At 69.7% G+C, this 12,807-nt stretch carries 9 protein-coding genes; 4 read left to right on the top strand and 5 right to left on the bottom strand.

From position 1 onward, the window contains the following. The first annotated feature begins 85 nt into the window (after positions 1-85). Both aceF and IEY69_RS13545 read left to right on the top strand, forming a co-directional pair. Positions 86-1,801, top strand: a complete 1,716-nt coding sequence (aceF, locus tag IEY69_RS13550) for a dihydrolipoyllysine-residue acetyltransferase (RefSeq protein ID WP_189073682.1) — start codon at positions 86-88, stop codon at positions 1,799-1,801. Between the two features lie 89 nt (positions 1,802-1,890). Beyond that, entirely contained in the window at positions 1,891-2,412 is a 522-nt protein-coding gene (locus tag IEY69_RS13545) for a hypothetical protein (RefSeq protein WP_189073681.1), read from the top strand. Here IEY69_RS13545 and IEY69_RS13540 read toward each other — a convergent pair. Further along, positions 2,409-3,098: a glycerophosphodiester phosphodiesterase gene (locus tag IEY69_RS13540; RefSeq protein ID WP_189073680.1), complete on the bottom strand. Its 690-nt coding sequence runs from the start codon at positions 3,096-3,098 to the stop codon at positions 2,409-2,411. The genes IEY69_RS13545 and IEY69_RS13540 overlap by 4 nt on opposite strands. 125 nt (positions 3,099-3,223) lie before the next feature. Here IEY69_RS13540 and IEY69_RS13535 point away from each other — a divergent pair, with 125 nt between their 5' ends. Both IEY69_RS13535 and IEY69_RS13530 read left to right on the top strand, forming a co-directional pair. Continuing rightward, on the top strand, positions 3,224-4,045 hold the full coding sequence (locus tag IEY69_RS13535) for a MerR family transcriptional regulator (protein WP_189073679.1): 822 nt from the start codon (positions 3,224-3,226) through the stop codon (positions 4,043-4,045). A gap of 74 nt (positions 4,046-4,119) precedes the next feature. Next, positions 4,120-5,208, top strand: a complete 1,089-nt coding sequence (locus IEY69_RS13530; RefSeq protein ID WP_229783959.1) for an App1 family protein phosphatidate phosphatase — start codon at positions 4,120-4,122, stop codon at positions 5,206-5,208. An 80-nt stretch (positions 5,209-5,288) separates the two neighbouring features. On the opposite strand, the gene glgX is transcribed toward IEY69_RS13530, so the two are convergent. The 4 genes from glgX to IEY69_RS13510 form a co-directional block, all read right to left on the bottom strand. Then, positions 5,289-7,406, bottom strand: a complete 2,118-nt coding sequence (gene glgX / locus IEY69_RS13525) for a glycogen debranching protein GlgX (RefSeq protein WP_189073678.1) — start codon at positions 7,404-7,406, stop codon at positions 5,289-5,291. Positions 7,407-7,733: 327 nt separating this feature from the next. Beyond that, positions 7,734-8,540, bottom strand: a complete 807-nt coding sequence (locus IEY69_RS13520; protein WP_189073677.1) for a hypothetical protein — start codon at positions 8,538-8,540, stop codon at positions 7,734-7,736. A 205-nt stretch (positions 8,541-8,745) separates the two neighbouring features. Further along, positions 8,746-9,720 (bottom strand): ABC transporter substrate-binding protein, encoded by a 975-nt coding sequence (locus IEY69_RS13515; protein ID WP_189073676.1) that lies wholly within the window; start codon positions 9,718-9,720, stop codon positions 8,746-8,748. A 170-nt stretch (positions 9,721-9,890) separates the two neighbouring features. Next, positions 9,891-12,497: a glycoside hydrolase family 9 protein gene (locus tag IEY69_RS13510; RefSeq protein WP_189073675.1), complete on the bottom strand. Its 2,607-nt coding sequence runs from the start codon at positions 12,495-12,497 to the stop codon at positions 9,891-9,893. Between the last annotated feature and the right edge of the window lie 310 nt (positions 12,498-12,807).

Raw genomic sequence — 12,807 nt, 5'->3', positions numbered from 1 at the left:
TTGAACGTTGATGGTTGATGGAATACCTATCGACCATCAACCGTCTACCATCGACCATCAACCCCTCTCCGAAGGAGAACTCCAAATGGCGACTGAACTGAAACTGCCCGACGTGGGCGACAACATTGAGCAGGGCACGGTCGTGACGGTGCTCGTGAAGGCCGGGGACAGCGTGACCGAGGGCCAGCCGATCATCGAGATCGAGACCGACAAGGCCGTCATTGAGGTGCCCGCCGAGGCCGCCGGAACCGTCGAGGCCGTGAACGTGAGCGTGGGTGACACCGTGAAGGTCGGCGGCGTGATCGCCACCCTGAGCGGTGGCAGCGCCCCGGCTGCCCCCGCCGCCCCGGCGAACGGCCCGGTGGACGAAGCCGAGACCGGCAGCAGCAAGGAGGTCGCGCAGGCGCAACAGGCCGCGCAGAAGGAACAGGCCGCCGAACCTGCCGCGCCCGCCACCCCTGCCGCTGCCGCCAGCGCGGGCGGGCAGATCACCCTGCCGGACGTGGGCGACAACATCGAGCAGGGCACCGTCGTCAGCGTCCTCGTGAAGGAAGGCGACACGGTCAGCGAGGGCCAGCCCGTCATCGAGATCGAGACGGACAAGGCCGTCGTGGAAGTTCCCGCCAACGCGGGCGGCACCGTGACCGGCGTGAACGTGAAGGTCGGGGACACCGTGAAGGTGGGCGGCATGATCGCCACCCTGGGCGGCGCGAGCGCCCCCGCCGCTGCGCCTGCACCCTCACCGGCTCCCGCTACTCCTGCCGCCGCCCCGGCCAGCGCCCCCAGCGTCGTGAAGGTGAACCTGGGCGGCGAGCAGCCCGCCGCGCAGTTCCCCAAAGCGCAGGGCACCCAGAACCCCCAGACCTTCGACGGCCGCACCGTCGTGCCCGCCGCGCCCAGCGTCCGCCGCCTCGCGCGGGAACTCGGCGTGGACATCCATGCCGTGCACGGCACCGGTATCGCCGGGCGCATCAGTGAGGAGGACGTGCGCCGCACCGGCGGCACCCCCACCGTCACCGCACCTGCTGCCGCTCCGGCCACCAGCGCCCCCGCCGCCGCACCTGCCGTGGCCGCCGCGCCGCTCCCCGACTTCACGAAGTGGGGTAACGTCACCCGCGAGGACATGAGCGGCATCCGCAAGGCCACCGTCCGCTCCATGACCGCCAGCACCGCCATCCCCATGGTCACGCACTTCGACAAGGCCGACGTGACCGTCATGGAAGAGGTCCGCAAACGCTTCGGCGCCCGCGTGGAGAAGGCGGGCGGGAAGCTCACCATGACCCACATCCTCATGAAGGTCGTCGCGAACGCCCTGCGCAAGTTCCCCAAGTTCGGCGCGAGCCTCGACCTGGACGCCCAGCAGGTCATCTACAAGGACTTCGTGAACATCGGCGTCGCCGTCGACACGCCCGTCGGCCTGCTCGTCCCCGTCGTCAAGGACGCCGACCGCAAGAGCATCACGGACCTCGTCCTCGAACTGAGCGAACTGGCCGGGAAAGCCCGCGACCGCAAACTGAAACCCGACGAGATGCAGGGCGCCACCTTCACCATCAGCAACCTCGGCGGGATCGGCGGGCACGCCTTCACGCCCATCGTGAACAGCCCCGAAGTCGCCATCCTCGGCGTGAGCCGCGGCGGCATGGAACCCGTCTGGAACAGGGAGAAAGGCGAGTTCGAACCCCGCAACATACTCCCCATCAGCCTCACCTACGACCACCGCCTCATCGACGGTGCCGACGCCGCCCGCTTCGTGCGATTCATCTGCGAGTCGCTGGAAGACCCCTTCCTGATCTCGCTGTAAGAGCGAAAGGCTGAACGGCACCCCCGTCCACGTGGCGGGGGTGCTCACGTGAGGCGTGCAGGCGACGGGCCATCCGCTAGGGTGCTGCGGTGAAACGCTCGGTTCTGCTCGTTCCCATGCTGCTCGCGGCCTGTGCGCCCGCCTACAGCGGCCCGAAACCCGCTCCGAATGAGGTTATCGCGGAGGTCACCTCACCCCTCAGCACTGGGGGCAGTAGGCCCAGCTCACTTCGCCTGCCGGAGGACCGAGAGGCGAGTGTCAGCAGCTTCGCGCGGATCTCCGCGCTGATCATCACGCAGTCCACCTACAACACAGGCCTGCCCAGCGGGTATGGGACGTTCACCTTCCCGGACGGTGCGGACAGCATGAAGATCCTCAGCGAGAAAGAAGCCCCTCTGCATGTGCGCGTGGCTTGGCGGGCCACCAGTACGGATGGCCGCAACACGGTCCACGTGACCTGGGAGTCCCGTCCGCTTGGCGGTCAGCTGGTCAGCGTGACCGCGCAGGCCACCGCCACCGACGCCAGCGTGAACACCCGCCGCATCGAGGACAATCTGCTGCACGCGTTCACGAGCGGCAGCAACGTCCGCCCCGTGGCCTGGGGGCGTTAGGAGGAGGCGGGAGGCAGCCGGGCGCGCAGCAGCACGTCCGGGTGATCCCCGATCAGGGCGTGCACGCCGAGGGCGCTCAGGCGGGCGGCCTCGGCGGGGTCGTTGACGGTCCAGGTGTTCACCTGCCAGCCTCTGAGCCGCGCGGTGTCCATCAGGGCCGCGTCGATCAGCGCGTGGTGGGGGTGCAGGGCGGCGCTGCCGGTCCAGGCCATCACGGCGCGCACCAGCAGCGGCGGGTACGGTTTGTGGGTCAGGAGGCCGCGCGGGGTGTCCGGCGCGGCGTCGCGCGCGGCGCGCAGCAGGGTCGGCATGAACGAACTCACGATCACGCGTCGGGTGAGGCCGTGCGCTCGGATGGCGTCCAGCGTGCGGCCCACCCGGTCGTCGGGCCGGGCCGCTTCGTGCTTGAGTTCCACGTTCACGAACGCTCCGGTGTCCGCCGCCCAGGCCAGCGCGGCGTCCAGCGTCGGGACGAAGGCGGGCAGCTCGGCGGCGCGCAGCGTGGGGAGCGCCCGGCCTTCTTCCAGCTTGGCGTCGTGGTGCACCACCAGCGTCCCGTCGCCGAGGCGGCGTACGTCCAGTTCCACGCCGTCCAGTCCGGCGTCCAGCGCGGCCTGGAAGCCGGTCAGGGTGTTCTCGCGGTGCAGGGCGGGCGCGCCCCGGTGGCCCAGCAGGAGTGGCGTCATTCCCGTCACGGTAGCGCGCCCGTCAGCGCGGCGTATCGTCGCGCAGGCCGCACGGCATCAGGCCCCTTGACCTTCCCCCAGGGGCAGGGCGCACGCTGGGGGTACCTCCGGAGGGAAGCCCGCCCATGACCATCCCACTCATGACCATCGGTGCGTTCGCACAGGCAAGCGGCCTGAGCGCCAAGGCGCTGCGCCTGTACGACGACCTGAACCTGCTGCGCCCCGCTCAGGTGGATGAGGGCAGCGGGTACCGCCGCTACGACCCGGCGCAGGTCGCGGACGCCCGGCTGATCGGCCTGCTGCGCCGCGCCGACCTGCCCCTGAGTGACATCCGCTCACTGCTGGACACGCCCGCTTCAGAGCGGCCCGGCGCGCTGCGCGCTCACCTCGCCCGGCTGGACCGCCTGCACCGCGAGCGGCGCGACCTGACCCTGTACCTCCTCTCACGCCTGCAAGGAGAGACCCCCATGACCCTGCCCCCCGTCCAGACCCGCGTTCAGCCCGATCAGCCGGTCGCCACCCTCACCCTCCACGTGTTCGTCGCGGACCTGCCCGCCGCGATCAAGGGCGGCATGCAGACCCTCATGGACCACGTCACCTCGCAGGGCACGGTGGCGGGCGCGCCGTTCGTGATCTTCCACGGCGAGGTGAACGCCGACAGCGACGGACCCATCGAGATCTGCGTGCCGTACGCCGGCGCGGTCACGCCCGGCGGGGACGTCGCCCTGCGCGTCGAACCCGCCCGGCACGAGGCGTTCCTGGCCCTGACCCGCGAGCAGTTCGAGTTCCCGCAGATCCTCGCCGCGTACGATGCCACCTGCGCCCACGCGACCGCCCACGGCACCAGCGTCCTGCGCCCCCGCGAGGTCTACGGCTACGACTGGGATGGCGCCGCGCCCGGCGAGCCGGTCGGGGACGTCGCGTGGCCGTACCAGCCCGCACCCTGACGGGGCCCAAACGTCAGCGAAGCCCCAAGGACCCCCTCGCCCCGGCCGGGTGGGGGGCCGCTTACACTGGGCGGGTGTTCAAGACTGCTTTCAAGGCGCTGCTGCCCCTGCTGGAACGGGGTGTCCAGACGGCCGACCGCGCCTTCAGCGGATACGTGCAGCCCCGCCGGGCGCGCGGGAAGCTGCTGCTCCAGCCGTACGTCGGCTGGGGCACGCCCAGCCGCGTGGAACTGCGCGGGCGGGTGCTGCTGCCCCGCACCGTCGCGCCCGCCCGCCGCACCGACCCCCGGCTGCGCAACGCGCAGAACGTCCTGCGTCGCCTGTTCTCCCGCGAGGTGGGCGGCGTGACCGTCAGCGGCGTCCTGAACGGCCAGCGCGCCGCGGCCGTCAGTGACAGCGACGGGTACTTCACGCTGGAGTTCACGCCGCCCGGCCCGCTGCCCGGCGGGTGGCATCAGGTGCCGCTGCAACTCGACGGGCGCGAGGTGCAGGCCAGCGCCCGCGTGCAGGTCGTCGCGGACGCCCGCTTCGGCGTGATCAGCGACCTCGACGACACGGTGCTGCAGTCCGACGTGACCAGCGTGCCGCGCATGCTCAGCACCGTCCTGACCGGTAACGCCCGCACGCGCCTGCCGTTCCCGGGCGTGGGTGCCCTGTACCGCGCGCTGACCCGCGACGGCGAGGCCCGCAACCCCATCTTCTACGTGTCCAGCAGCCCCTGGAACTTCTTCGACCTGCTGTGGCAGTTCCTGGATTACCGCCGCATTCCGCTGGGCCCGCTGTTCCTGCGGAACTGGGGCATGGACCTGCTCGGCGGGCACGGCGGGTACAAGCACGGCGTGATCGAACAGATCTTCCAGCGCTTCCCGGACCTGAGTTTCGTGCTGGTGGGCGACAGCGGCGAGAAGGATCCGGAAATCTACGCGGAGGTCGTGCACCGCCACCCGGGCCGCGTGCTGGCCGTGTACATCCGCGACGTGACCGAGGCGCACCGCGACGAGGGCGTCCTGAAACTCCGCGAGGAGGTCCGCAAGGCGGGCGTGGACCTCGTGCTGGCCGCCGACAGCCTGAACGCCGCGAGTCACGCCATGGCGATGGGCCTGATCACGCCCGGCGAGTACCGCAGCGTCCTGACCAGCGTGGCGCGCAGCTACGAGACCTGAGCCGGAGCGTTGGCCGGAGGACCAGCAGAACAGAGGAGAGGCGGCCCGCACACTGGGGGCCGCCTCTCTGGTTCAGGTCGTTACTGCCGGGGGCAGCGGTACAGCTTCACGCTGCGCGCCGTGAGGTTGGTTTCCTCTCCGGCCTGCACGGTGCCGCTGGCCTGATCGTCGGCCGTGTCGAGGGCCAGTTCCCATTCCTGGCACCCGGCGAGGTCCGGCAGGCGGAACGGCAGATCCACGTGCGAGGCGTTCAGCAGCAGCAGCAGGTGGTCGTCCAGCAGCGGCTCGCCGCGCTCGTCCACGTCGTCCAGGCCGTTGCCGTCCAGGAAGATGCCCATGCTCGCGGTCTGGGGGTTGCTCCAGTCCTCGTCGCTCATCTCCTCGCCGTCGAAGCGCAGCCACACGATGTCGCGGACGTCCTCGCCGCGGATGGTGCGGCCACTGAAGAACTTGCGGCGGTGCAGGGACGGGTGGGCCTTGCGCAGCCCGATGACCTTCTTCGTGAACGCAAGCAGCTCCTCGTCCAGGCTCGACCAGTCGTACCAGCTGATCTCATTGTCCTGGCAGTAGGCGTTGTTGTTTCCGCCCTGCGTGCGGCCGATCTCGTCGCCGCCCAGCAGCATCGGCGTGCCCTGCCCCAGCAGCAGGGTCGCCAGGAAGTTGCGCTGCTGCTGCCGTCTCAGGGCGTTGATGGCGGGGTCGTCCGTCTCACCTTCCGCGCCGCAGTTCCAGGTGATGTTGTGGTTGTGCCCGTCGTTGCCGCCTTCCTGGTTGGCGTCGTTGTGTTTCTGCTCGTACGTGACGGTGTCGCGTAGCGTGAAGCCGTCGTGTGCGGTCACGAAGTTGATGCTCGCGTAGGGTTTCCGGCCGTCGTTCTGGTACAGGTCACTGCTGCCGGTCAGGCGGTACCCGATCTCGGACGCCAGTCCGCCGTCGCCCTTCCAGAAGGCGCGCATGTCGTCGCGGTAGATGCCGTTCCACTCGGCCCAGTTCACGGGGAAGTTCCCGACCTGGTAGCCGCCCTCACCGACGTCCCAGGGTTCGGCGATCAGCTTGACTTGCCCGATGATGGGGTCCTGGTGGATGATCGTGAAGAAGCCAGACAGCTGATCCACCTCGTGCAGACCGCGCGCCAGCGTGCTGGCAAGGTCGAAGCGGAAGCCGTCCACGTGCATGTCCGTCACCCAGTAGCGCAGGCTGTCCATGATCAGCTGCAGCGTCTGCGGGTGGCGGACGTTCAGGCTGTTGCCGGTGCCGGTGTAGTCGAAGTAGAAGCGGGGGTCCTCGGCGACCAGTCGGTAGTACGTGGGGTTGTCGATGCCCTTGAAGGACATGGTGGGCCCCATGTGGTTGCCTTCGGCGGTGTGGTTGTACACCACGTCCAGGATGACCTCGATGCCGCTGGCGTGCAGGGCCTTGACCATCTGCTTGAACTCGTCCACGGCCCCAGCGGGGTTGCCGCGCCGCGCCTCGGCGCTGTAGCGGACGTCCGGTGCGAAGAACGACAGGGTGCTGTACCCCCAGTAGTTCGTCAGGCCCTTGTCGAGCAGGAAGGGATCGTCCACGTGCTGATGCACGGGCATCAGTTCCAGGCTGGTGATGCCCAGTTCCCGCAGGTAGAAGAGGATCGGTTCGGTGGCGATCCCGGCGTACGTGCCGCGCAGTTCGTCCGGCACGTCCGGGTGGGTCATGGTCAGGCCCTTGACGTGCGCCTCGTAGATCACGGACTGATGGAAGGGCACGTCCGGTTTCTGGCTGTCCCCCCAGTCAAAGGCGGGGTTCACGACGATGCCCAGGGGCGCGCCGCGCTGCTCCTCCTCCTGCATGACGCTGTCCTCACCGCCGGGCACGTAGCCGAACACGCCCCGGTCGAACTGCTCGGTGCCGTCCAGCGCCTTGGCGTAGGGGTCGAGCAGCACGACGTTCGGGTTGAAACGCAGGCCGCGTTCTGGTGCGTACTCGCCGTGCACGCGGTACCCGTAGCGCTGCCCCGGCTGGACGCCCTTCAGGTAGCCGTGCCACACAAACGCGGTCTGCTCGCGCAGCGGCACGCGGGTCTCGTTGCCCTGCTCGTCGAACAGGCACAGCTCCACGCCGCTGGCGTTCTCGGAGTACAGGGCGAAATTGGTGCCTTTGCCGTCCCAGGTGGCCCCCAGGGGGTAGGGGCGGCCGGGGCGGAGGGGGGGAGTGGTGGTCATCAGGCTGCGCTCTCCTTTCGTGGCGGGGCGGGCGCAGGAGCGCCGCCCGGAACGTGGAAACGGTACCAGATGCCCCCGGTGGGACCACAGCAACTCGCACAAACCCAAGCGATGGTCAAGGGGACTCTCATGCGGCTCACCCGGGTCAGAAGCCGTTCCAGACGACGTTCAGCATGATAAAGGGTCTCAGGCTGGCTTCTTGAGGCCCGCAGATGAGTCGATTCTAGGAGGCCCTGACCACCCCCCTCCGACAGAGCAGTTCAGCTGTGCCGTGGTCGGCCAGTCCCTGTCGTGCTCAGGTGCTCGCCCTGCTTCTGAACTCTGCGATCAGAAGTCCAGGCGGCCACGCGGTCCGCTCAGGCGGTACAGCTTCTCCGGCGTCCACAGTTCGTACTCGTACATGGGGTACTGCCGCTTGAAGCGGCCTACGCGGTCCCAGACCTCGCGCGACTCGAACGGCACCACCAGGATCAGGCGGATGACGCTGTCCTCGTAATCGTAGATGTAGAAGTCGAAATGGAACGACTGCTCGTGTCCGCGGTCCGTGAACAGCGGGAACGCGAACGGCCGGTACCGCCACGCCTTGTTCTTCTCCGTCAGGATCTTCGCCGCGACGCGCCTGAGGTTGCTGTCCGGGAAGGTCATCTTCTCGCCGTCCCGGTCCCTGAACACCGTGTCCGGATCGGGCGCGTCGAGCTGCACGCGCTTGAGTTCCGGCAGCGCCTTTTTCACCTTCGGAGGCGCGGCGCGGCGCGGGCCGCTGCCGCCGGGGCGACTACCTGCGCGGGCCTCACTGCGCCCCTCGCCGCGGCCTTCACTGCGGCCCTGGGCGGCCTCGCCCGGCTTGCGGCGCGCCGGATTCGTCCCGCCCCGCGCGGCGCTGTTCCCGCCGGACCTCGTTCCACCGGTCCTCGGGCCGCCGCTGGAGGAACTGCCGGTCGAGGAGGTGCGGCGCGGCCCGCCGGTCCCGCTCAGCTCGGTGCGGACCGGACGACTGTCGCCGCGCGAGTCGTTGCGGCTCCCCTCGCTGCGTTCGCGCGCCGGGCGGGTCGTCTCGCGCGTCGCGCCGCCCCGACCCTGCGCAGTGTTTCGTTTAGGGGCACGGCCCCGTGAACCTTTCTTTGGCCCCGTCATAGCTTCCCAGTGTAGTGCACCCGCACCAGAAAGGGCGAACGCCGCCCCCGGTGACGTCAGGGGGCGGCGTTTCACGGGTTATCCGGATTCCGTTTGCTTCGCTGACAATCCGGAACCCGTTTTGCTCCTCCTCTGCGGGGCAGCTCTACGAGTCGCATCCGCTCGGACCCAGCGGTCTTTGCAGCCCATTCAACCGGAGTCCGTATTACTTGGCGAGACTGCGGATCAGGTCCAGGTTCACGAAGCGGTTCAGGTCCGGCACCTCCCGCGCGAAGCCCGCCTCCCTGTTCAGCTGCGCGTACTCCGCGAGGGTCTTCAGGTTGATGTCCCACGTGACGCGCGTGCGGGCCAGCGCCTTGAACAGCTCGTTCGTGTTGGGGCGCTTGCCGGTGAAGGCGTAGATCTGCTCGGCGACGGCCTTCTGCGCGCCGGCGTTGCTGCTCTTGATGTAGGTGATCGCGGCGAGGTGCCCCTTCAGGAGGCCCTTGACGGTGTCGGCGTTCGCGGCAGCGTACTTCGTGTTCACAGTCAGGACGGTGGTGGTGTAGTTCCCGCCCTCCCAGATGCCCTTCTCGTTCACGATCAGCTTGGCGCCCTGCGTTTCCATGACGGCGCCCCAGGGTTCCTGCACGAGCGCGGCGTCCACCTGCTTCGCGGCGAACGCGGCGGGCATGTTCGCCGGGTCGATGGGCACGATGCTGACGTTGCCGCCCTCGTCGGTGGCTTTCAGGCCGTTCTCGTGCAGCAGGTGCCGCAGGCTGATGTCCTGCGTGCTGCCGCGCGTGGGCACCGCGACCTTCTTCCCGGCCAGCCCCTTGACGTTGCGCACGCCGCTGTCCTTGCGAGCGACCAGCACCGCTCCGGCGTTCGCGGCGCCCGCGTACACCTGGATGGGCACGCCGCGCATGAAGGCGTTCATGGCGGGGCCGGGGCCGACGTACGCGGCGTCGATGGCGCCCGCGGCAAAGGCCTCGTTGATCTGGCTGCCGTTGGCGAATTCCTTGACGACCAGTTTCACGCCGTCGGGGAGGTTCTTCTGGATCAGGCCGCGCTGCACGCCGACCAGTCCGGCGGCGTGGGTGACGTTCGGGAACACGCCCAGGCGCAGTTCTTTCGCCTGCTGCGCGCTGGCACTGGCGATCAGGGAGAGGGTCAGGAGGGGGAGCAGGGCACGGGTCATATCACCCCAGGATACCAGACCAGTTGAGTAAACTTGTCAACTGGGTGACAGAGTGCCGCCCCCACCCGCGGCCGTGACCGCCCCGCCCCTGATCCCACACGGCGGACGTTCCACGAAGCCAGGGGAGGAGGGCGCCGTGAGACGGCCCTCCCCCCCCGACCCCCGCGTGTTCAGCGGCGGGTGCTGTGCTCCACGAACGCCGCCACCCACGCCAGCGGCGCGTTCCAGTTGATGGTCACCTCGTTCATGGTGTACGCGCCGATATCGTCCGTGTAGCAGCGCAGGCCCACGCAGCGGCCCTTGAGCTTGGCGGCGACCGGATCGCTGAAGTTCACGCTGTTCGGGCCGCCCGACACCACCCCGCGCGGCGGGCCGGGCAGCGCCGCGTCCAGCGACCGCGCCCAGAAGCGGTGGTGCGGGTTCAGCAGTGGCCGCTCGCCGTACCCGGACACGTACGACTTGTCCATCGGGTTGCGGCCCAGCAGGTAATTCAGGCCCTCCAGCACGACATTCACGAACGAGTCGTCACCCGTGAAATCCCACGCGGCGCCCATCACGACCGAGCGGTTCAGCACGCCGCTGTTCGACCCCCACGTGGCGGTCGCGCCGGTCATCGGCAGGCGGTACCCCTGCGTACCCGCCGCGTCCCGGAACGCCCGCGCCGCCGCCACGACGTTCGCGCGGGCCTGCTGCACGTCCGTGCCGGGCAGCGCCGTGGGCACGCTGGCGAGCGTCAGGGTGCCCGCAGCCGTCAGGTCACTCCAGCCCAGTTCACGCCCTTCAGGCATCTGCAGGAACAGCGGACTGGCCCGCAGCGCCTCCAGGAACGCCGCCTCGCCGGTCGTGGCGTACAGTTCCGCCGCCGCCCAGTAGAACTCGTCGCTGACGTCCGTGTCGTCGTATGGGCCGCCGCCCACGAACAGGTCGTACGCGTACACGTCCGGCGCGGCCCGCGCGGCCTGCCACGCGCGGCGCGCGGCGCTCAGGCAGCGGTCCGCGAACGCCGGGTCGGCGGCGCGGTACACGCGGGCGCACTGCGCCGCCACGCCCGCGAGGTTCAGGGTCGCGGCGGTCGTCGGGTAGTACACCGCGCGCGGCTGCGGATCCTGATCAGGGCGCAGCGGCAGCCCGGTCCAGGCGACGTCCGTGAGTTTCTGGTGCACCAGCCCGCCCGCCGGGGTGGGCGTCAGGGTCAGCGGGACGCCGCGCTGGTCACCGCGCGGGAGGTGCAGGGTCTGCCCGTCCGGGACCTGCATGCGCATCATGAAGTCCAGTTCCCAGCGGACCTCGTCCAGCAGGTCGCTGCGGCCGTTCCCGCTTTCCGGGATGCTCAGGCTGCCGTCCGCGTCCGGGATGTTCAGGCGCGCGTCCCGCTCGGCGAGGTTCAGCAGCGTCCAGACGCTCACGCCGCCGTTCACGACGTACTTCCCGTGATCACCGGCGTCGTACCAGCCGCCGCTGGCGTCCAGTTCGTACCCGCAGCCGGGCCAGACGTTCCCGGCCTGATCGGTCCCCTTGAAGCAGCTGACGCGCGTGTCCCCCTGGTTCGGGCTGCTGCCCGCGTGACCGGCCGGGCGGGCCCAGGTGTCCCCGACGTACTTCGCCTGGATGGGCGTGCCGCTGCGGCTGTGGTAGAAGTACGCCAGCGCGTCGCGTTTCAGGCCGTCGTACACGCGCCCGATCCGGAACGGGTGACTGCGGAACCCCGCGACATCCAGCACCAGCCCGTCCGCCGGGGTGGTCACGGCACTGAAGTCCACCTGATGCACATGCTCGCCGGACGCGGCGTCCGCGCCGAACACGCGCGTCACGCCGCTGGCGACCGCGCGCGTGCCGTCCAGCAACGTCCACGGCAGCGGCCGGTCCGAGTCGAACGGCAGGGCCGCCAGTTTCGGCCGGTCCGGCAGGTACCCGGTCTGGTTGAGCCGCACGAGATTCAGGTCGTCCGCGCCGGGGGCGGGCACCGCGCTGCCGAAGGCCGGGCCGGTCAGTGAAATGCGGCTGAAGCACACGGTCGTGGCGGCCTTCGCGCCCAGCTGGAACTGGAACGCGGCCTTCGCGTCGCCCGGCTGCGCCATCGTGAACGTGAACGTGAAGGTCTTCGGCTGGCCGGTCACGTCCACGTCCTGCACGAAGTAGTTGGTGTACGGCGCGCCGTCGAACTGCAGCAGCGTCTTGAACGACGTGGGCTGCGCGGCGCGCGCCGTGAAGTTCAGGGTGTACGTGCCGCCCTCGTTCAGGCCCACGCCGCCCTGCCCGAACAGCACGTCCCAGGGGTTGCTGCCCGGCTGCGTGATGTTCAGGCAGGCCTCGCCGCCGGACGTGGTGGCGGCCGTTCCGGCGGTCCACCACGGGTTCAGGCCCTGACTGAAGTCCCCGTTGTTCAGCAGTTCGGTCGTGCGGGTGTCCGCGATGCGGATCTGCACGCTGACCGGCGCGGAGATCCCCGCCACGTCCCCCGCCACGGCCTGCGCGGAGTAGGCGTGCGTGCCGTTCAGGCCAGGGTCGGCGTTCACCGTGAACTCGTACGGGGCGGTCGTGTCCTCGCCGAGTTTCACGCCCCGGTCGTAGAAGATCACGCGGCTGGCGCTGCCCGTCACGGTCGCGCTCAGGCGCAGCGGGCCGCTGGCGTCCAGGCTGGCGGCGCTACTGCTCAGCGTGACGGTGGGCGGCGGCGTGGCGGGGGTGACGGCGGCGCAGGCGCTGAGGAGCAGCGCGCAGGACAGCGCGGTCAGGTGCAGGGGGCGGGCGGGACTGGCGGGCTGGGGGTGCGGCATACGGGAGGACCTCCTGGGCGGGCAGGGTGGGGGGCACTCCGGCCCGAACGGCGGGGACCGGAGCGGACGCGGACGTCCGGCTGGGCGTGAGGATGTGAGTGAACCGTAACAGGCGCACCCTGACTCGTCAAGAAAAGCCTTTCATGAGGTCTAGCGGAGTGCTGCACCCCATCCGCGAAAGGCGGCTCTCGGCGACGGAGAGGGTCGTGTCCCGGCGCGCGTATCGCTTGGCGGGCCAGAAGCCTCACCGACTGACCGCGCGGAGGGGTCGGCTTCAATCCCTATGAGGGAGCCGAGATCGGGGCGAAAA

The sequence above is a fragment of the Deinococcus sedimenti genome, assembly GCF_014648135.1.
GTDB lineage: Bacteria > Deinococcota > Deinococci > Deinococcales > Deinococcaceae > Deinococcus > Deinococcus sedimenti.
The sequence above is the reverse complement of the archived record's forward strand: the minus strand, read 5'-3'. Positions and strand labels throughout refer to the sequence as shown.

Excerpts from the sequence above, each read along its gene's own strand:
- aceF (WP_189073682.1), top strand. The coding sequence starts at position 86 with ATGGCGACTGAACTGAAACTGCCCGACGTGGGCGACAACATTGAGCAG.
- IEY69_RS13540 (WP_189073680.1), bottom strand. The coding sequence starts at position 3,098 with ATGACGCCACTCCTGCTGGGCCACCGGGGCGCGCCCGCCCTGCACCGC.
- IEY69_RS13535 (WP_189073679.1), top strand. The coding sequence starts at position 3,224 with ATGACCATCCCACTCATGACCATCGGTGCGTTCGCACAGGCAAGCGGC.
- glgX (WP_189073678.1), bottom strand. The coding sequence starts at position 7,406 with ATGACCACCACTCCCCCCCTCCGCCCCGGCCGCCCCTACCCCCTGGGG.
- IEY69_RS13520 (WP_189073677.1), bottom strand. The coding sequence starts at position 8,540 with ATGACGGGGCCAAAGAAAGGTTCACGGGGCCGTGCCCCTAAACGAAAC.
- IEY69_RS13515 (WP_189073676.1), bottom strand. The coding sequence starts at position 9,720 with ATGACCCGTGCCCTGCTCCCCCTCCTGACCCTCTCCCTGATCGCCAGT.
- IEY69_RS13510 (WP_189073675.1), bottom strand. The coding sequence starts at position 12,497 with ATGCCGCACCCCCAGCCCGCCAGTCCCGCCCGCCCCCTGCACCTGACC.